The sequence below is a fragment of the Thermomonospora umbrina genome (assembly GCF_003386555.1).
GTDB lineage: Bacteria > Actinomycetota > Actinomycetes > Streptosporangiales > Streptosporangiaceae > Thermomonospora > Thermomonospora umbrina.
The window spans coordinates 460,409-477,656 of the sequence record NZ_QTTT01000001.1 but is presented as its reverse complement, the minus strand read 5'-3'; the positions used below and the strand labels follow the sequence as shown (position 1 = coordinate 477,656).

Genomic DNA, 17,248 nt, shown 5'->3' with positions numbered 1-17,248 from the left:
GTCAGAGTCCCGGAATGAATTGGATGAGGAGGTCGATGAGCTTGATCCCGAGGAACGGGGCGATGACCCCGCCGAGCCCGTAGACGCCGAGGTTGCGGTTGAGCAGGCTGGACGCGCTGCTCGGCCGGTAGCGGACGCCTCGCAGGGCGAGCGGGATCAGCGCGATGATGATCAGGGCGTTGAAGATGACCGCGGACAGGATCGCCGACTGCGGGCTCGACAGCCGCATGATGTTGAGCGCGTCCAGGCCCGGATACAGCGTCACGAACAGCGCCGGGATGATCGCGAAGTACTTGGCGATGTCGTTGGCGATGGAGAACGTGGTCAGCGCGCCCCGGGTGATCAGCAACTGTTTGCCGATCTCGACGATCTCGATGAGCTTGGTCGGGTCGGAGTCCAGGTCGACCATGTTCCCGGCCTCTTTGGCCGCGCTGGTGCCGGTGTTCATGGCCACGCCCACGTCGGCCTGCGCCAGGGCGGGGGCGTCGTTGGTGCCGTCGCCGGTCATCGCGACCAGCCGTCCGCCGTCCTGCTCGGCCTTGATGTAGGCGAGCTTGTCCTCGGGCGTGGCCTCGGCGAGGAAGTCGTCCACACCGGCCTCGTCGGCGATGGCCTCGGCGGTCAGCGGGTTGTCGCCGGTCACCATGATCGTCTTGATGCCCATGGCGCGCATGTGGTCGAACCGTTCGCGCATCCCCTGCTTGACGACGTCCTTGAGATGAACGACGCCCAGCACCCGCGCGTGGCCGCCCGTCGCCTCGCCGACGACCAGCGGTGTGCCTCCCGCGGCGGAGATCCCGTCCACGACGTCGCCGAGGGCCGGGGTCACCTCGCCGCCGTGGGCGCGCACCCAGTCGGCGACGGCGGAGGCGGCGCCCTTGCGGAGCCGCCGGTCCTCGAGATCGACGCCCGACATGCGGGTCTGGGCGGCGAACGCGATCCACTCGGCGTGGTCGAGCCCGCCGGGGTGCCGTTCGCGCAGCCCGTGGGTCTGCTCGGCGAAGACGACGATCGAGCGTCCTTCCGGCGTCTCGTCGGCCAGCGACGACAACCGCGCCGCGTCCGCCAACTCCTCCTCGGTGACGTCGCCGACGGGCAGGAACCCCGATGCCTGCCGGTTGCCGAGGGTGATGGTGCCGGTCTTGTCCAGCAGCAGCGTGTTGACGTCCCCGGCGGCCTCGACCGCGCGACCCGACATGGCCAGGACGTTGCGCTGGACGAGCCGGTCCATCCCGGCGATGCCGATCGCGGACAGCAGCGCCCCGATCGTGGTGGGGATCAGGCAGACCAGCAGCGAGACCAGCACGATCCCGGTCACCCCGTGGGTGTCGAGCGCCGCGCCGTCGGCCACCCCCGGGTTGTTCGCCTTGGCGAAGATCGCGAACGGCTGCATGGTGGCGGTGGCGACCAGGAAGATGATCGTCAACGCCGCCAGCAGGATGGTGAGGGCGATCTCGTTCGGGGTCTTCTGCCGGGCCGCGCCCTCCACCAGGGCGATCATCGTGTCGATGAACGACTCGCCCGGCTTCTGGGTGATCTTCACGATGATCCGGTCCGACAGCACCCTGGTGCCGCCGGTGACGGCCGACCGGTCACCGCCCGACTCGCGGATGACCGGGGCCGACTCGCCGGTGATCGCCGACTCGTCGACGCTGGCGATCCCTTCGATGACGTCCCCGTCACCGGGGATGATCTGCCCGGCCTCGACCACGACGACGTCACCCCGCCGCAGCTCGCCCGCCGGGACCTCCTCCTCGCGCCCTCCGTCGAGCAGGCGACGGGCGGTGGTGTCCTTCTTGGCCTTGCGCAGGGTGTCGGCCTGGGCTTTGCCCCGCCCCTCGGCGACCGCTTCGGCGAGGTTGGCGAACACGACCGTCAGCCACAGCCACACGGCGATGAGCACCGAGAACGCCGACGGGTCCCGGATCGTCAGGAACGTGGTCCAGACGGCGCCGATCTCGACGATCAGCATCACCGGGTTGCGCCACATGATCCGCGGATCGAGTTTCCGCAGGGCGAGCGGCAGCGCGGACGCCGGCACCTTCGCGTCCAGGAGCCCGCCGCCGGGCCTCTCCGGCTTCGGCCCCGCCGGGGGGTGCTGAAGGGTGGGGGTGGACATCTAGTGGATCCCTTCTGCCAGCGGGCCCAGAGCCAGCGCCGGGAAGAACGTGAGGGCGACCAGGATGAGGGTGACGCCGGCGACCATGCCGACGAACTGCGGCCGGTGCGTCGGCAGCGTCCCGACGGACTCGGGCACGGGTGTCTGCCGGGCCAGCGACCCGGCCAGCGCGAGCGCCAGAATGATCGGCAGGAACCTCCCGAGCACCATGCACAGCCCGAGCGCGACGTCGTAGAACCACGTGTCGACGGTCAGACCCGCGAACGCCGACCCGTTGTTGTTCGACGCCGACGTGAACGCGTACAGCACCTCGGAGAACCCATGGGCGCCGCCGTTGAGCATCGAGCCGCGCGGCCCCGGGAAGGCCATCGCGATCGCCGCGCCGATCAGCACCAGAGCCGGGGTGACCAGGAAGTACAGCGAGGCGAGCTTGATCTCCCTCGGGCCGATCCTCTTGCCCAGGTACTCCGGGGTCCGACCGACCATCAACCCGGCCACGAAGACCGTGATGATCGCCAGGATGAGCATCCCGTACAGGCCGGAGCCCACCCCGCCGGGCGCGACCTCGCCGAGCATCATGTTCAGCAGCAGCACCCCGCCGCCGAGCGAGGTGTAGGAGTCGTGGAAGGAGTTCACCGACCCGGTCGACGTGAGCGTGGTGGCGGCGGCGAACAGCGCGGAGTCCACCACCCCGAACCGCTGCTCCGTGCCCTCCGTGGCCGCGCCCACCGCCTCGGGGACGGTGCCATGGTGGGCGACCTGCGCGGCGGTGACCGCCGTGATCGACGCGAGGGCCAGGACGGCCATCACCGCGACGATCGCGTACCCCTGCCGCTTCTGGCCCACCAGCCGCCCGAACGTGCGCGGCAGCGAGGACGCGATCATCGTCAGCAGGAAGATCTCGATCCAGTTCGTCCACGAGGTGGGGTTCTCGAACGGGTGGGCGGAGTTGGCGTTGTAGAACCCGCCCCCGTTGGTGCCCAGGTCCTTGATCGCCTCCTGGGACGCCACCGGGCCACCGGTGATGGTCTGTCCGGTGCCGGTGAGCGTGGTGACGTGGTGTGCGTCGGTGAGGTTCTGCACCGCCCCACCGGCGATGAGCAGGATGGCGGCGACCGCGGCGATCGGCAACAGGATCCGCAGCGTGCCGCGGGTCAGATCGACCCAGAAGTTGCCGAGTCGGTCCGTCCTCCCACGGGCGAGACCGCGAATGAACGCGATGGCCACGGCCATGCCCACCGCTGCGGACACGAAGTTCTGCACCGCCAGCCCGGCCATCTGCACCAGATGGCCCATGGTCGACTCGCCCGAGTACGCCTGCCAGTTGGTGTTGGTGACGAAGCTGACCGCGGTGTTCCACGCCACGTGGTCGGGCACCGGCTCGAAACCCAGGCTCAGGACCAGCCTGTCCTGCAGCCGCTGGAACCCGTACAGGAACAGCACCGACACCAGCGAGAACGCCAGAACGGCCCGGGCGTAGACGCTCCATCGCTGCTCGACGTCCGGGGCGACCCCGATCAGCCGGTACAGGCGGCGCTCCACCCTCGAGTGCTTCTCGGAGCCGTAGACGCGGAACATGTGGTCGCCCAACGGAACGTGCACGAGGGCGAGCGCGACGAGCAGGGAAACGATGAACACGACCCCCGCGGCCGTGGAACCCATCAGAACCTCTCCGGGAACACCAGGGCCACCACCAGCAACACGACCAGACCGGCCGCCAACACCAGCCCGACGACGTTGTCGGCGCTCACAGGCGTTCCACCGCCCTCACCACCAGGCCGAGCACCGCGAACACCGCGATGATCAGCGCGATCAGCACCAGGTCGGCCATGGCTTCCGGCTCCCTAGATCGGCCCGGTCGCCCGGGCGGGTGAACGGAGGACCGATCGGCCACCGCGCCGACCCTCCTCGCCGCCGCGTTCTGCGGCACCAAGGGGAGGAAACACCCGTATCAGGTTGTTTTGACGCGTCTTGACGCTTTCCCTACGCCGAATCCGGCGGTCTTAACGGACTCCATACATCCCGGTTCGTCGCGGCGACCGGCGACGCCGCATCCGAGCCCTCCAAGAAGAGTTCCCGATCACCCGACACGGAGCCCGACGTTCGCAGGGGACGCCCGAGGGGGAGTGGCGTCCCAGAAAAGTCGCGCGGAGACCAAACCGGCGGGCGTGCGGCTCCGAATGGGCGGTGTGAACGACACCACGCCGTCCCGTCGCAGGCGCTCTCTCCCCGTCCGGATCGCCGACCGGTGGTGGGCGGCTCTGGCGGGCGTTCTGGCGGCGGCCGTGGGACTTGGTGCGGCCGAGCTGGCCGCGGCGCTGGCGGGGCAGGCGGCGACGGCCCCGATTCTGGCGTTGGGGTCGGCGGGGATCGACGTGACGCCTCAAGGGCTCAAGGCATGGGCGATCCGCACGTTCGGTGACAACGACAAGGCGGTCCTGCTGGCCAGCCTGGGCGCGGGGGCCACGGTGGTGGCCGCGCTGGCCGGGCTGTTGGCGCGGCGTCACCGAACGGCCGGGGTCTGCGCGGTCGCCGGGCTGGGTGTCGTCGCCGCCGCTGCGGCGGTCGGCCGCCCGCAGACCGATGGCTGGGCGGCGGTGCCGTCGCTGGTCGGGGCGCTCGCGGGGGCCGCCGCGCTGATCCTCCTCCTACGGGCGATGAGCCCACGGGGAGCCGGTCCCTCACCTGATGCGAACGACGCCGCCCCGGCCGGGCCGGATCGCCGTGTGCTGCTGGCCGGGGCCGGAACCCTTGCCGTGGCGGCGTCGACCGGTGGACTGGGCCGGGTGATCACCGCGCGGCGAAACGTGTCGGCGGCGCGGCGAGGGGTGCGGCTGCCGCCGCCGACCGGCCCGGGCCCGGCCGTCCCGGCGGGCGCGCAGGTGCGGGTGCCGGGGATGCCGCCGTTCACCACGCCCAACGGCGCCTTCTACCGCGTCGACACCGCCCTCGTCCTGCCGCAGGTCGACCCCGCCGACTGGACGCTGCGGATCGGCGGGATGGTGGACCGACCGGTGGAGCTGACGTTCGAGGAACTGCTGCGCCGTCCACTGATCGACCGGGAGGTCACGCTGACGTGCGTGTCCAACGAGGTCGGCGGCCCTTACGTGGGGCACGCCCGTTGGCTGGGCGTGCCGCTGGCCGTGTTGCTGCGTGAGGCGGGGGTGCGGGCGGGCGCCGACCAGCTCCTGTCGCGCTCGGCCGATGGCTGGACCTGCGGAACGCCGCTCTCCGTGGTGCTGGACGGCCGTGATGCCCTGCTGGCGGTGGGGATGAACGGGGTGCCGCTGCCGATCGCGCACGGGTTCCCGGCCCGGCTGGTGGTGCCCGGCCTGTACGGGTACGTGTCGGCGACCAAATGGGTGGTCGACCTCCAGGTCACCCGCTACGCCGACCAGGCCGCCTACTGGACCCGCCGGGGCTGGGCCACCGACGCTCCCGTCAAGACCATGGCGCGCATCGACCTTCCCCGTCCCCTGCAGCGGCTGCGCGCGGGACGGGTCGCGGTCGCCGGGGTCGCCTGGGCCCAGCACCGCGGTGTCGACGCCGTCGAGGTCCGCGTCGACGGCGGCCCCTGGCATCCCGCCCGGCTCGCGACGGTGCCGGGCATCGACACCTGGCGGCAATGGGTCTGGGAATGGAACGCCACCCCCGGCACCCACCGGCTGGAGGCCCGCGCCACCGACGCCACCGGCCGCACCCAGATTTCCGAACGCGTCCCCCCCTTCCCCAGCGGGGCGACCGGCCGGCCCTCGGTGGTGGTCACCGTCACCTGACCCGAACCTCCGAACCCCGAGGCGGCCCACCCACGGTCCGCCGAACGCACCGTAAGTGACCCGAAGAACGCAAGGAGAGATCGCCATGTCCCTTTCCACCCCCACCCGCCGGCTGATGGCCGCCGCGGCCGCCGGTGCCGTGCTCACCCTCGCAACGGCCGCCTGCGGCGGTGGCGACGACGGCGCGTCCGCCGGGGCGCAGGACGACCGCACCACCCTCGAAGCCCCGAAGGCCGCACCGGCGGCCTCCCCGTTCGGGGCGGCGTGCTCGGCCGTGCCGGCCGACGGCGAGGGAAGCTTCACCGGGATGGCCGACGACCCGGTCGCCACCGCCGCCTCCAACAACCCGGTTCTGTCCACCCTGGTCACCGCCGTCACCAAGGCCGGACTGGCCGACACCCTCAACTCCGCCAAGGACATCACCGTGTTCGCGCCCACCAACGACGCGTTCGCCGCGATCCCCAAGGCCACCCTCGACAAGGTGCTGGCCGACAAGGAGCAGCTCACCGAGATCCTCACCTACCACGTCGTCCAGGGCCGCAACGGCCCCGACCGGCTCGCCTCCGCGGGGACGCTCACGACGCTGCAGGGCGGCCAGGTGACCGTGGCCGAGGCCGGAGACACCTACGAGGTCAACGACGCCAAGGTGGTGTGCGGCAACGTCCCCACCGGCAACGCCACCGTCTACATCATCGACACCGTCCTCATGCCCAAGTAGTACCGCCGGGCCGCAGAGCCGGGTCGGCGTGCCGCTGGAGGGGACGGCACGCCGACCCGCACCCGGCTCGCCTGGGCACGGATATGACGGACCGAACGACACAGGACGCGGTGACGAACCATGGGTGTGCACACCAACGACGGTGGTGACCGGTGGCCCCGCCGATGGACCGGACGCGCGGGAGCGGACCACGAAGCCCGTCCCGTCGGCACCGGCCTCGACGACCTGATCATGCGGGTGGCGCGGGGTGACCGGGAGGCGTTCGAGGAGTTGTACCGCGAGATCGCGGGTCCGGTGTACGGGCTGGTCCTGCGGGTGCTGCGCGACCCGCAGCAGGCCGAGGAGGTCGCGCAGGAGGTGCTGCTGGAGGTGTGGCGGACCGCCGCCCGCTTCGACCCCTCCCGCGCCGGCGCGATGGCCTGGGTGATGACGCTCGCGCACCGTCGCGCCGTGGACCGGGTCCGCTCCGCTCAGGCCGCCCGGCGCCGTGAGGAGCGCGCACTGCCGCCGGATCCGCCGTTCGACCAGGTCACCGAGCAGGTGCAGACCCGGCTGGAGACCGAGCAGGTGCGGCGCTGCCTCACCACCCTGACCGACCTGCAACGCCAGGCGATCACTCTGGCCTACTACGGCGGCCGCACCCACCGCGAGGTCGCCACCGTGCTGGACGTCCCGATCGGCACCATCAAGACCCGGATGCGCGACGGGCTCATCCGCATGCGCGACTGCCTGGGAGTGCGGCGATGAAACACGACCTGCACACGCTCACCGGCGCCTACGCCCTGGGCGCCCTGGAACCCGCCGAGCGCCGCCGCTTCGAGGCCCACCTGCGCGGCTGCGACAACTGCCGAAGCGAGGTCGAGGGCCTGGCCGAGACCGTGGCCCGTCTCGGCTCAGCAGCCGCCGAACCCCCTCCCGAAAGGTTGCGGGAACGGGTCATGGACGGCGTCGAACGCACCCGCCAGGTCCCTCCACGCCTCACCCGCCCGATGCCCGTACCGGGCCGTCCCGCGACCTGGCTCGCCACGGCGGCCGCCGCCGCATGCCTCGCCCTCGCGCTGCTCGCCGGCGTCGCCGTACAACGGGCCACCGACGAACGCGACCGCGCCCACGCCCTCAACACCGAGATCACCGCCGTTCTGGCCGCACCCGACGCCCGCACCGCCACCGCCCGGACCTCCACCGGCGGCAGCCTCACCATCATCGCCTCGCCCACCCTGGACAAGGCCGTCATCGCCGTCTCCGCCCTGCCCGATCTGCCCTCCACCCGGACCTACCAACTTTGGCACCTGACCTCGGCGGGCCCCCGGCCGGCGCCGCTCCTCCGCCCCACCGGTCGGGACGCCATACCGGTCATCGACCGGGGCTTGAACGGAGCCCGCGCCTTCGCCCTGACCGTCGAACCATCGGGCGGCTCCCCCCGACCCACCACTCCACCCATCGCCCAGCTTGCGCTACCGGTCTGAACGGTCCCAGGTCCTTTCCAAGGTCCCGCTTTGCGAACCGCACAGAACGCGATGCGGGGGAAGACCAGGTGGCCAATCCACCAAACGCGCTCGCCATTGAACCGGGCAGGACGCGCGAGCATAGCCGCCCTGAGGTGAGCGCGGGCTTGGCGCCGGATCGTGCCGCGGGCAATTCGGGCCCCGCTGTCGCTTCGGCCAGTACCGTCGCGTTGGCTCTGACCGCCGGAGCCGCCGGCAAGCACGGTTTCATGGTCGGCCCCTGAGTCCGGTAGGGCTGGGGTCACCGCGACGTGCCTTGACATGCCTTGGCAGGGTGCACGCGAGGTCGTCCCTGCAGTCCGGATCTGCGACCGACCTGGTTCAAAGGCGGGCCCGCATGGCCATTAGTCTGCGGGCATGACCGATTCACCACCTGTGTCTCCGCCCGAGGCATTCGAGTTGCTGTTCGCCGGCAACCGGCGCTTCGTCGCGGGCCGGCCGCAGCACCCCAATCAGGACGCCGCGCGCCGCGCCGAGACCGCACCCGCGCAGCGCCCGTTCGCCGTGCTCTTCGGCTGTTCCGACTCACGCCTGGCCGCCGAGATCATTTTCGACCGGGGCCTGGGAGATCTGTTCGTGGTCCGCACCGCGGGCCACGTGGTGGGGTCGGAGGTGCTGGGCAGCATCGAGTACGCGGTGAGCGTGCTGGGCTGCCCGTTGGTCGTGGTGCTGGGTCACGACTCGTGCGGCGCGGTCGCGGCCACCCGTGACGCCCTGGCCGACGGCGTCACCGCCGCCGGATTCGTACGCGACGTCATCGAGCGTGTCACCCCCAGTGTCCTGGCCGCCCGCGCCGCCGGACTCGTCCGGGAGGACGACGTCATCGCCGAGCACATACGCCAGACGGTCGGCCTCCTCATGGACCGCTCACGACTGCTCGCCGACACGGTCACCGCCGGCCGGGCGGCCGTGGTCGGGCTCTCCTACCGCCTGGCCGACGGCAGCGCCGAACTCGTGACGGCCCGTGGTCTGCCCGTGGAGGCGGTGGACGCCTGACACGTGCGTCCATGGACTCGTCGGCTCGCGGGAACGACCCCGGCACCTCCCAAGACCAACGAAAGCGCCAAGAGGCATCACGCCGAGCGCAGCCCAGTCGGCGTCATCCAGCCTTCCCGCCGGTGGGAACGGGCGGCCGTCGGCGAAGCATCGGTTCCGGGGGAGACGCGGGTGTGTGCGGGCGCGCCGATCCTGGAAATCCGTCGGCTTGATTCAATGCGTTCCGATCCGAGCTGACGACTGCGTTCAGCGACAGATGGAATCGTCAACGGCTGCGGCCGGAGAGGCGGCTTCACCGACTGGGGCGACCAGCCGTTCTGGTGCGCCGACCCCGGCCGACGGCACCGGCGGCGACCACGCGCTGCCGAGAAGGTCGCCCGCCAGGAGATCAACCTCAAGAAGGTCATGACGGATTGGCCGGACGTGCTCCCTCGCCGGATTCCTGGTGACCGACCAGGTCCGCGCCCACGGTCTGCTGCGCGTGTTCGCCCGCAACGGGAACCCGACCCCGCTGGGGTGGGCGTTCGCCGGGTACACGGCCTAACCCTGTTGCCTGCTGTCGGTGCTGGACCCGATCGTCAACAGCCACCCGCCGCGCCTTCGGCCGCCGGTCGCCCGTCCCCGGAATCGCGTCACCGGCTCGCCCGCAAGTTCTGCCCCGGCGGCGGCGGAAGATCCGCCGCCCTACCGGGAAGGGGCGGTTGCCGCTCTCGGCCGGGTCGTCGACGCCGTGGCGCCGATGGTCGGTGATCGTCGACCACCTGCGCGACCGGGGCCGGACCTCCGGCGTGACCGACGATGCGACCGTCCGTCCCCCCCGGCCATGCCCGCCTCGACCGCCTGCGCCGCTGCGCGCCCGGCCGTGGCGCTCACCGGCCGTTGGCGAGGGTAAGGAGGGAGACCGGCCGGTCGGACGGGTCAGCCCTCGTCGTCTGCTTCGGCCGCCTGGACCGGATGTTCGGCCAGGTGGTCGGCGCAGCGCCCCGCCGGCCGTGCGGACTGCACGGCCGTCGTGGCCTCGCCGCGTTCGCCGAAGCGCCGTCCCGGTGCTCCTCGCGTCCCACCGACCACGCCGGAACCTGCAGTCACCGAACCGTCATCGACCGCACCCCGTTGTCGCCGGGACCGGTCCGATGCTCCTCGGCGGCAGGCGTTGCTTCGCTATCCGGTGATACTTTATAGTGGTACTCAGTAGCACAAGGTACCAAGTTCGAAGAGGACCGTGATGGACGACCTGACGGAGATGCTGAAGGGCACGCTCGAGGGCTGCGTGCTCCAAATCCTCGACAACGAGGAGACCTACGGGTACGCCATCACCCGTCGGCTGAACGAACTCGGCTTCGCCGACGTCGTCGACGGGACGATCTACACCATCCTGCTGCGGCTGGAGAGGAACGGGCTCGTCCAGGCGACGAAACGACCGTCCGGGCAGGGCCCACCGCGCAAGTTCTATGCGCTCAACGACGCGGGGCGCAAAGAACTCGCGACGTTCTGGGCCAAATGGGAGTACGTCACCTCACGGATCGACAAGCTCAAGGAGAGCGGGAGATGAACTTCTGGGAGACCATGACAGGCGGCGATCTCACCAGGGAATGGAAGACGTTCGAAGCCCGGGCCGAGGCATTGCCGGTCGACCACCGGGCGGCGTGGGAGGACATCAAGAGACATCTTTCTCCCTATTCCGACTTCACGGGCCGAGGCCTGATGCCGATTCTCGACAATGCCCTGGGGCTGCTCGAAGAGACGGCGTCCGATGGGCAGAGCATTCACGAGGCGCTGGGTGACGACATCGAGGGCTTCTGCGCGGCGCTGGCCGGCGGACAAGGGGCTCGGAGCCATCGCGACCGGTGGCGCGAGCAGTTGAACGGGAACGTGGCGAGGAAATTGGGCCGGCTGGGAGGCTGACGTGGGCATCCAGGACATCATCGAGGGCAAGAAGCAGTGGCGGGCGCACATGGCGCGGGTCAAGGCGCTCCCGCCGGACTATCAGATCGTCTACAAGGAGATTCAGAGGTACATGTTCAAGGTGGGACCGGTCGACTCGGCCGACGGGCCCCTGCTCTCAGGGATCCTCGATTTCTTCGAGGAGGGCGTATCGGCCGACAGGGGAGTCCTGGAACTCATCGGCGACGATGTCGCCGCCTTCTGCGACGACCTGATCAAAGACTCCCGCACCCACGCGGACCTCTATCAGCAGTCCATCGGCGAAAAACCCGGCACGGCCGAGAAGTAACATCCGTCGACTGTGCTCAAAGCGCCCGGGAGGGTGTGCCGCCGTTCCCGGTGTCACCGACTGTTCGCGTTCTCGGTGACCACGTGACACAGAACAATGGTTCTTCCACACGCTCCAAGGACGCCCGCGAAGGCGCGGCGTCGCGGGCACACCCGCGGGCCCCGGTCCTGGAGACGGTGTTCCGGGACCCGAAACGGCGTGGCTTCCGCGACAGCCGAGGCCGCCACCGACACGTCGACCGTCACCCTGACGATCGGCCGTTGTCGGTCACAGCACCGACCTGTCCGCTATCCCCATAGCGCTCACTTGGTCCGCCTCCCGAGGTACAGCCCACCATCCCTGCCTCTCCCCACCTCATCCGGCCCCGCCCCTGGACTGGTGCACGTCTGCGGACTCCGTGCGCAGGAAGATCCCGAACGGCACACCCGTCAGCAACACGGGCAGGAGTTGTGCGGTGCAGAGCGCCGTGACGATCTGGCCGGGTGGGACGCCGAGAGTAGGGGGTGGCCAGGGGGCGCGCCGGGCCCGCAAGGCGGGCTCGCGCCGAGGTGCGGACGGCCAGGCCACCGGACACGCTTATGCCGGCCAGCTTCGCAAAGGACATGGAAGCGTTGGTCGGCGGGCGAATCATTCGTGCGCGCCGGTTCCAGGTCGTCCTCGCCTCAGCTCCGCGTTCATCGCGTCGGCGAGGAGCCACTCCGACGGCGACAGGCTCCTGATCTCGTTCGATCTGCAGCGCCGATTGGCCGATCCGTCGCCGGACAACGGTGAGGCTCGCCGCGCACGATGCGGGTGCCTCCAGCCTGTGAGGGTGCCGGCGATATCCGGCGTGACACAAAGTGATATCAATGCGTTTCCCTATCAACTACGGTGCGTCGACAACTCCTCACACGTTGACATGACAAGTGGTTGGAGTCGCCAATGAAACGACAGCGGGCCAGGCACCGTTCAGAGGTCGAGTCAAGGCCACAAAAGCCTGCAGGTGACAGAGAAAGAGGTGACCTCGCGGTGACTCGCGCGATGGTGCCGTCCCAGTGTGGAGTGGGCCTGACAGCCTTTCGAACAAACCGGGAGAAATTCAATGACCATCGGCTCCTACGACGCCCGACTCAATCTGCTGGCCGTCGTCGACAAGGGCACGTCCTTCACCGCCCACACTCTCGAAATCGGCCGGGACTTCGACGTCATCGCGGACATCGAGGTCGGTAAAGCGCTGAACGCGCTGATCAGCCGAATTGAGATCTTCGCATCGCTCGGCAGCATTACCCAGGGCGTCCAGATTCAGGCACAGGTCCACGACGACAAGTCCCCGACTCCGGCGGACGCACCGCGCCGCGACCGTATCACCGTACCCTTCACCGGGTTGGCGGGTGTCAGCGAAGGCGACATCCTTCAGGCGAGCGCCACGCTGAAGGTCATCACCGGAATCTGGACCGATTACTCGGCCCAGACCAGCGAGTTCGTCATCGTCACCACGTAACCAGAAGAATATCCCCGGAGCACGGAGCGGGCCGGCCTAGGCGTGGGGGCTCCGGCCCCGAAGCGACCGCGAGCCACAAAGACGCAGGCCGGACCAACTCATCGCGGGGTTCCGGGCGGCACGTCAGGGCCGAGTTTCGGCGGCCCTGACATGCCGGGCAGGGCATCGGGGGACCGGAATGGCGAGGCGAGCGGCGTCAAGGGGGGTGGCCCGGGGAGATTTGCGGCAACAGCCATGACCGAGTCCATGACGTTCTGTCCGGTCTGCCTCCTCTCGGTAGAGCCGCGGGCGGGGGACGTCGCCGCCGGCGTGAACACTACTCGGGGGCGCGATCTCGCTGCTGAGAAAGGCTACGAATCCTCTGCTCGCCCGACCATTGAGCACGAGACGGTCTTTCCAGGTCGCGCGTCCATGCGTGCGGCCCAGCGCCCTCGCGTATTCTGCGGTTCAGGCTGCGTCCATCGTGGGTGCCGTCAGGTGCCGCGAAGGTCGCCCACACGATCTTCCCCGCGTGGTCGTCGGATTTCCAGCCCCAGTCGTCGGCCAGTTCCTCCACGATCTGAAGGCCGCGGCCGTTCTCGGCATCAGCGCCCGGCCGGCGTTTGTGCGGCTCACCGGGTGCGTCGTCCCAGACGGCGATCTCCAGTTCACCGCACGCGTCGTGCCACCGCACCGCGCCGTGCCGCGCAGCCGCTCGGTGCCGTGGCGAACGCCATTGGTGACCAGTTCAGAGACCACCACCACGATGTCTGATGCGAGCGTGGGCAGGCCCCACGCGGTCGGGAGTCTCGCCGCCCAGGTCCGGACCTTGGCAACAGCCCGCCGCCTGACTCAGTCCAGGCGATCCGGGCGCACCTGGCACAGCCTGCAGGCATGGAAGCCGACGTCAGCAGAGGGCACTGTCTGAACCACCCCGCGTCCGGCATGCTTCTCTGCCCCGACGAAAAGGGTGATCATGAAGATGGTTGACGTGCCAGGCCCGGAGCCCGCATGGGAGGCAGCGGCCTGCTACCAAGGTGGGAAACGGAACCCGGCACTCCAATACAGCCTCTGGCAATGCGCCATCGCGCAGTACCGACCTATCGCCGGGCTGGCGGCGCCACTGGAAGCCCTCGCAGCGCGGCTACGGCTTCACATCGAGCACAGAGGGGACGACCCCGGTCCGGTTGACGCCGCGTTCTTCCGGATCAAGAAGACGGACTTCGCGCTCAGCCACACGGGCGACCCGCAAGTTCCGACCCTGGTCTGGCTCGACCACTCAGCCCGCGACGCCGACCAAGCCCTCGACATCCTGCTCCAGGCCCTCGGCTTGGGGTCAGACGCCATCGACTTCCGCCACAACGAGAGCCCACGGAGGGGCCGGCAGCGAAGGCTTGAAAGGTGAACCCGAGAGATCTTGGTGACAACTACCGCTGAGAGTCACATCCGCCGTGCTGGTCACCGGAACGATGATCGGTATGTCGTTCTTTCTCACCAAGTTCTTTCAGCGGCCGCTGGGATTCATTCCGCTCCTCACCGGCGTCTCGTTTCTGACCGCCGGGTTCGCGCTGGTCATCAGTGCAGGGGCCGTCACGGCACTGGTGCCGAACATCGGCGAGCGGTGGATGGCCCTGATCGGCGCCCTGCTGCTGGTGGCCCGGTACATATGGCTGACCACCACCTCTTCGGACGGCACCTACTGGGGCACCGTATTCGTCCCCCTGGCGCTGGTGGGGATAGGCATGGCGCGCACCCTACGTCCTGAGTGAAAGCATCTCCCCCGGTTTCGTGGGAGCCGCCATCATCGCCGTGGGTGTCGCACCGACCAGTCTGTTCATCCGTCGCAGCACCGCGAACAGGGTGCCGCGGCCGGCGGCATTCACCCACACATCCGCACCATCGGGGCCGTCGGGCGGTCCAGGCCGACCGAGCAGCCACCCGGCCGGAACCAGTCGCCCAGCGACCAGGGCGACGCGCAGGTCGTTCAGTTGCTTGATCAGGTCGGCGGTCTCGGGGTGGTCGGTACGGGCACCGTCGGTAGGGCCCCTCGGGCCCGATTGTCGTGTGCAAGGGGCCCATCTCACTCCCCGTCAGCCAGGGGTTACGGCTTTAAGGCTGCATCATCGGCTTGCCGGGCAGCGTTCGCTCCTGACCGAAACACATTCGACGGGTTGATCGAATCCCTCTGGTTGACCTCAACGGCACTTGAGGTCATAGCGTCCCGATCATCCCGTTGCCGGGGCACTTCCATGCCATACCTGAGGGAGCGCGTATGAATATTGACTCGTCCATCGAGAAGGTCCTGGCCGACACCCGGGTCCTGGAATTCACCACCATCACCCGGAGCGGTCTCAACACCCGGCCGATGGCCGGTGCCTGGCGGCCTGAACGGGGACAGATCCTCCTGACGACGCCGCCGAGTTACGCGCAGAAGGTGCTGAACGTCCGGCACGACGGGAGGGTGGCCCTCCTGTACTCAGACTTCACCGGAAGCGGACTCTCCGGTAGCCCGGCCGTCATGGTCCAGGGCACCGCGACCGCTCCCGACACGGTGGTGGCGCCCCAGGACATCCTCGACTACTGGCGTGAGCTGTTCCGCCGGGTGCCCCGCGACGCCGAATACCTCGCCGACAAGGACCTGCAGGCCTCGATGGACTGGTACTACCGGCGGCTGCCGATCTACGTGACTCCCGATCGCGTCCATTCGTTCGAGGCCGTGCCCTACGGCGGTGACCTGGAGCCCGTACCCGAGGAGAAGAACACCTCCATGGGCGACCAGATCAGGGACGCGCTCGGTCGCTATCCCACGGCGGTCCTGGCCGGTCGCGACGACTCGGGTCATCCGTGGTCCGCGCGCGCGACGGTTGCCGAGGACTCCGGTGCCGGCGACCTGCGGGTCGAGCCGGTCGCGGAAGCCCCAGGGCTGCTTGGCCCGGCGAATCTGCTGTGGCACCGGCACAACGGGGAGTCGGGGGACATGCTGTCACTGTTGGTGGTGGGCACCGCCGATGAGTCCGACGAAGGCTACCGCTTCCGGCCCGAACGAGTGCCTGGCGCCCTGCCCTCCGGCCATGGCGAGGACTCCTACCAGGCATGGATCGACGACGGGAGGAGGCGTTCGCGGCGTTACCTGGCTCAGCGAGGTCTGGCCGCCCCAGAGATCGACTGGGACGCCCTGATCGCCTGTGCTCCCTGACGAAGGCGCTCACCGGGCGGCTGGGCGGGTCATGTCACGGCCAGATGCCGCCGCTGCGGGCCGAGACATGAAGCACGCGGTGCCGGTCGGACCGTTGTCCTGCCATTCCGAGCCGGTGGGAGCAACTCGCTGCGAGAGCGTTGCCCGCCCGGCGTAGAGCCGGAATCCGACCGGACCCCAACGCCCTCACACGAGCGGCCCGACAACGGTGCTGGTGCTGGTGCTGCCGACCTTGCCCGATACCGATACTCCTGCAGTTCCTCCGGCCACATCTGCACTGCGGGCAACTCCCCTCACAGACCATGTGAGGATGTGCGGTGCCCTCAACAGTGGGCGCAGTGGTCGCGGAACGCGTGGGGAGACGAAGCTCCACGCATACGCGTTCAGGGTGAGACCGGTCTTCGACGATTGTCGCGATGTCAGCGAACATCCCACTCGCCTTGCGGTACGTCGTCATGCACGGAGTGGGCCCCCTCATGCCGTGGGCCCGGACCCCGACCAGGTTCGCGTGACCTCGACCTTCAGGGGCGTCCTTCCGGCGGTTCCCGGGCCGCGAGGAGAAGCCATCGGCGCGTGGCCCCGGGACGGCCGCCCGGCGCCAGTCGGCGTCGCCCGGCGGCCGGCCGATGCCTGCCCGTGGGTATTTCAGCGCAAGTCCGACTCCCATGCGAGGATCGGGCCTGAAGAGCCGGTGAGGAGGTGTCGCGTGTCCGGTGTGGTGGTTCGACCGGTGAGCTGGGCCGATCCCTCGGCGGTGGCGCTCCGCGACGCCATGGACGCGGAGCTGCGGCGGCGGTGTGTCGATCGTCTTGCGCGGGCGCGTCCGGCCGGTGAGGCCCGCCTCGAATCATTGGAGGTCGAGGCGGAGCACATCGCTTGGGTCGGGGTCGCCTACGCCGAGGACGGCATGGCCATCGGGCATGGTGCGCTCCGCCGGGTCGAAGACGCCCTCGAGCTGAAGCGCATGTACATCCGCCCGGAGTATCGGGGCACCGGGGCCGCTCGAATGCTGCTGACCGCACTGGAGGATGCCGCGGGGAGCCTGGGCGCCACACGCATCATCCTCCAGACGGGAGACCGTCAGCCCGAGGCCGTCCGCCTGTACGAGCGGGCCGGATATGCGCGCATTCCGGTGTTCCCGCCGTACGAGTGGATGAGCTTCGCGATCTGCATGGAGAAGGCCATCCCGAACTGATCGAAGCGACGGTACAGGTCCCAAACACAGCCGGGGGCAAACTGCAGTTTC

The 17,248-nt window shown here is 69.5% G+C and carries 19 protein-coding genes; 13 read left to right on the top strand and 6 right to left on the bottom strand.

Annotated elements, in window-relative coordinates; all coding sequences use genetic code 11:
* Position 1 precedes the first annotated feature (1 nt).
* From kdpB to DFJ69_RS33635, 4 genes are read right to left on the bottom strand one after another with little or no spacing between them, the layout of a single operon-like run.
* A complete protein-coding gene (gene kdpB, locus DFJ69_RS02160; protein WP_116020917.1) occupies positions 2 to 2,119 on the bottom strand; it encodes a potassium-transporting ATPase subunit KdpB in 2,118 nt (705 codons plus the stop codon).
* Positions 2,120 to 3,781, bottom strand: coding sequence for a potassium-transporting ATPase subunit KdpA (gene kdpA / locus DFJ69_RS02155; protein WP_116020916.1), 1,662 nt, complete (start codon positions 3,779 to 3,781; stop codon positions 2,120 to 2,122).
* Positions 3,781 to 3,870 carry a potassium-transporting ATPase subunit F gene (locus DFJ69_RS02150; protein WP_116020915.1) on the bottom strand — a complete coding sequence of 30 codons (90 nt, stop codon included), beginning with the start codon at positions 3,868 to 3,870 and terminating at the stop codon, positions 3,781 to 3,783. The genes kdpA and DFJ69_RS02150 overlap by 1 nt, the downstream gene beginning before the upstream one ends.
* Entirely contained in the window at positions 3,867 to 4,049 is a 183-nt protein-coding gene (locus tag DFJ69_RS33635; RefSeq protein ID WP_147312183.1) for a hypothetical protein, read from the bottom strand. Before DFJ69_RS33635 ends, DFJ69_RS02150 begins: the two co-directional genes overlap by 4 nt.
* A 259-nt stretch (positions 4,050 to 4,308) precedes the next feature.
* Between DFJ69_RS33635 and DFJ69_RS02145 the strand changes: the two genes are divergently transcribed.
* From DFJ69_RS02145 to DFJ69_RS02125, 5 genes are all read left to right on the top strand, one after another.
* A complete protein-coding gene (locus tag DFJ69_RS02145) occupies positions 4,309 to 5,895 on the top strand; it encodes a molybdopterin-dependent oxidoreductase (protein WP_245973933.1) in 1,587 nt (528 codons plus the stop codon).
* A gap of 85 nt (positions 5,896 to 5,980) precedes the next feature.
* Entirely contained in the window at positions 5,981 to 6,613 is a 633-nt protein-coding gene (locus tag DFJ69_RS02140; RefSeq protein WP_116020913.1) for a fasciclin domain-containing protein, read from the top strand.
* Between the two features lie 120 nt (positions 6,614 to 6,733).
* Positions 6,734 to 7,360 carry an ECF RNA polymerase sigma factor SigK gene (gene sigK / locus DFJ69_RS02135; RefSeq protein ID WP_116020912.1) on the top strand — a complete coding sequence of 209 codons (627 nt, stop codon included), beginning with the start codon at positions 6,734 to 6,736 and terminating at the stop codon, positions 7,358 to 7,360.
* Positions 7,357 to 8,079 (top strand): anti-sigma factor, encoded by a 723-nt coding sequence (locus DFJ69_RS02130; RefSeq protein WP_116020911.1) that lies wholly within the window; start codon positions 7,357 to 7,359, stop codon positions 8,077 to 8,079. The genes sigK and DFJ69_RS02130 overlap by 4 nt, the downstream gene beginning before the upstream one ends.
* Positions 8,080 to 8,475: 396 nt before the next feature.
* Positions 8,476 to 9,114 (top strand): carbonic anhydrase, encoded by a 639-nt coding sequence (locus DFJ69_RS02125; protein ID WP_116020910.1) that lies wholly within the window; start codon positions 8,476 to 8,478, stop codon positions 9,112 to 9,114.
* 918 nt (positions 9,115 to 10,032) lie between these two features.
* Here the strand turns inward: DFJ69_RS02125 and DFJ69_RS34035 are convergent.
* Entirely contained in the window at positions 10,033 to 10,203 is a 171-nt protein-coding gene (locus DFJ69_RS34035) for a hypothetical protein (protein ID WP_170177511.1), read from the bottom strand.
* Positions 10,204 to 10,339: 136 nt separating this feature from the next.
* On the opposite strand from DFJ69_RS34035, the gene DFJ69_RS02120 reads away from it, so the two are divergent.
* The 4 genes from DFJ69_RS02120 to DFJ69_RS02105 all read left to right on the top strand — a co-directional run bounded on the left by DFJ69_RS02120 (position 10,340) and on the right by DFJ69_RS02105 (position 12,827).
* Positions 10,340 to 10,666 (top strand): PadR family transcriptional regulator, encoded by a 327-nt coding sequence (locus DFJ69_RS02120; protein ID WP_116020909.1) that lies wholly within the window; start codon positions 10,340 to 10,342, stop codon positions 10,664 to 10,666.
* Entirely contained in the window at positions 10,663 to 11,019 is a 357-nt protein-coding gene (locus DFJ69_RS02115) for a DUF1048 domain-containing protein (protein WP_116020908.1), read from the top strand. Before DFJ69_RS02120 ends, DFJ69_RS02115 begins: the two co-directional genes overlap by 4 nt.
* 1 nt (position 11,020) lies before the next feature.
* Complete coding sequence (locus DFJ69_RS02110) at positions 11,021 to 11,347, top strand: DUF1048 domain-containing protein (RefSeq protein ID WP_116020907.1); 327 nt, start codon at positions 11,021 to 11,023, stop codon at positions 11,345 to 11,347.
* A gap of 1,081 nt (positions 11,348 to 12,428) precedes the next feature.
* Complete coding sequence (locus DFJ69_RS02105) at positions 12,429 to 12,827, top strand: hypothetical protein (protein ID WP_116020906.1); 399 nt, start codon at positions 12,429 to 12,431, stop codon at positions 12,825 to 12,827.
* Positions 12,828 to 13,143: 316 nt separating this feature from the next.
* On the opposite strand, the gene DFJ69_RS33630 is transcribed toward DFJ69_RS02105, so the two are convergent.
* Complete coding sequence (locus DFJ69_RS33630) at positions 13,144 to 13,500, bottom strand: ATP-binding protein (RefSeq protein WP_147312182.1); 357 nt, start codon at positions 13,498 to 13,500, stop codon at positions 13,144 to 13,146.
* A gap of 282 nt (positions 13,501 to 13,782) precedes the next feature.
* Between DFJ69_RS33630 and DFJ69_RS02100 the strand changes: the two genes are divergently transcribed.
* The 4 genes from DFJ69_RS02100 to DFJ69_RS02085 all read left to right on the top strand — a co-directional run bounded on the left by DFJ69_RS02100 (position 13,783) and on the right by DFJ69_RS02085 (position 17,197).
* Entirely contained in the window at positions 13,783 to 14,211 is a 429-nt protein-coding gene (locus DFJ69_RS02100; protein WP_147312181.1) for a hypothetical protein, read from the top strand.
* Between the two features lie 46 nt (positions 14,212 to 14,257).
* Positions 14,258 to 14,575 carry an MFS transporter gene (locus tag DFJ69_RS02095; RefSeq protein ID WP_147312180.1) on the top strand — a complete coding sequence of 106 codons (318 nt, stop codon included), beginning with the start codon at positions 14,258 to 14,260 and terminating at the stop codon, positions 14,573 to 14,575.
* Between the two features lie 503 nt (positions 14,576 to 15,078).
* Positions 15,079 to 16,002 carry a pyridoxamine 5'-phosphate oxidase family protein gene (locus tag DFJ69_RS02090; RefSeq protein ID WP_116020903.1) on the top strand — a complete coding sequence of 308 codons (924 nt, stop codon included), beginning with the start codon at positions 15,079 to 15,081 and terminating at the stop codon, positions 16,000 to 16,002.
* A 706-nt stretch (positions 16,003 to 16,708) separates the two neighbouring features.
* On the top strand, positions 16,709 to 17,197 hold the full coding sequence (locus DFJ69_RS02085; RefSeq protein ID WP_245973930.1) for a GNAT family N-acetyltransferase: 489 nt from the start codon (positions 16,709 to 16,711) through the stop codon (positions 17,195 to 17,197).
* Positions 17,198 to 17,248 lie beyond the last annotated feature (51 nt).

Excerpts from the sequence above, each read along its gene's own strand:
- DFJ69_RS02090 (WP_116020903.1), top strand. The coding sequence starts at position 15,079 with ATGAATATTGACTCGTCCATCGAGAAGGTCCTGGCCGACACCCGGGTC.
- DFJ69_RS02140 (WP_116020913.1), top strand. The coding sequence starts at position 5,981 with ATGTCCCTTTCCACCCCCACCCGCCGGCTGATGGCCGCCGCGGCCGCC.
- DFJ69_RS02100 (WP_147312181.1), top strand. The coding sequence starts at position 13,783 with ATGAAGATGGTTGACGTGCCAGGCCCGGAGCCCGCATGGGAGGCAGCG.
- DFJ69_RS02125 (WP_116020910.1), top strand. The coding sequence starts at position 8,476 with ATGACCGATTCACCACCTGTGTCTCCGCCCGAGGCATTCGAGTTGCTG.
- DFJ69_RS02105 (WP_116020906.1), top strand. The coding sequence starts at position 12,429 with ATGACCATCGGCTCCTACGACGCCCGACTCAATCTGCTGGCCGTCGTC.
- sigK (WP_116020912.1), top strand. The coding sequence starts at position 6,734 with ATGGGTGTGCACACCAACGACGGTGGTGACCGGTGGCCCCGCCGATGG.
- DFJ69_RS02115 (WP_116020908.1), top strand. The coding sequence starts at position 10,663 with ATGAACTTCTGGGAGACCATGACAGGCGGCGATCTCACCAGGGAATGG.
- DFJ69_RS02120 (WP_116020909.1), top strand. The coding sequence starts at position 10,340 with ATGGACGACCTGACGGAGATGCTGAAGGGCACGCTCGAGGGCTGCGTG.
- DFJ69_RS02130 (WP_116020911.1), top strand. The coding sequence starts at position 7,357 with ATGAAACACGACCTGCACACGCTCACCGGCGCCTACGCCCTGGGCGCC.
- kdpA (WP_116020916.1), bottom strand. The coding sequence starts at position 3,781 with ATGGGTTCCACGGCCGCGGGGGTCGTGTTCATCGTTTCCCTGCTCGTC.
- kdpB (WP_116020917.1), bottom strand. The coding sequence starts at position 2,119 with ATGTCCACCCCCACCCTTCAGCACCCCCCGGCGGGGCCGAAGCCGGAG.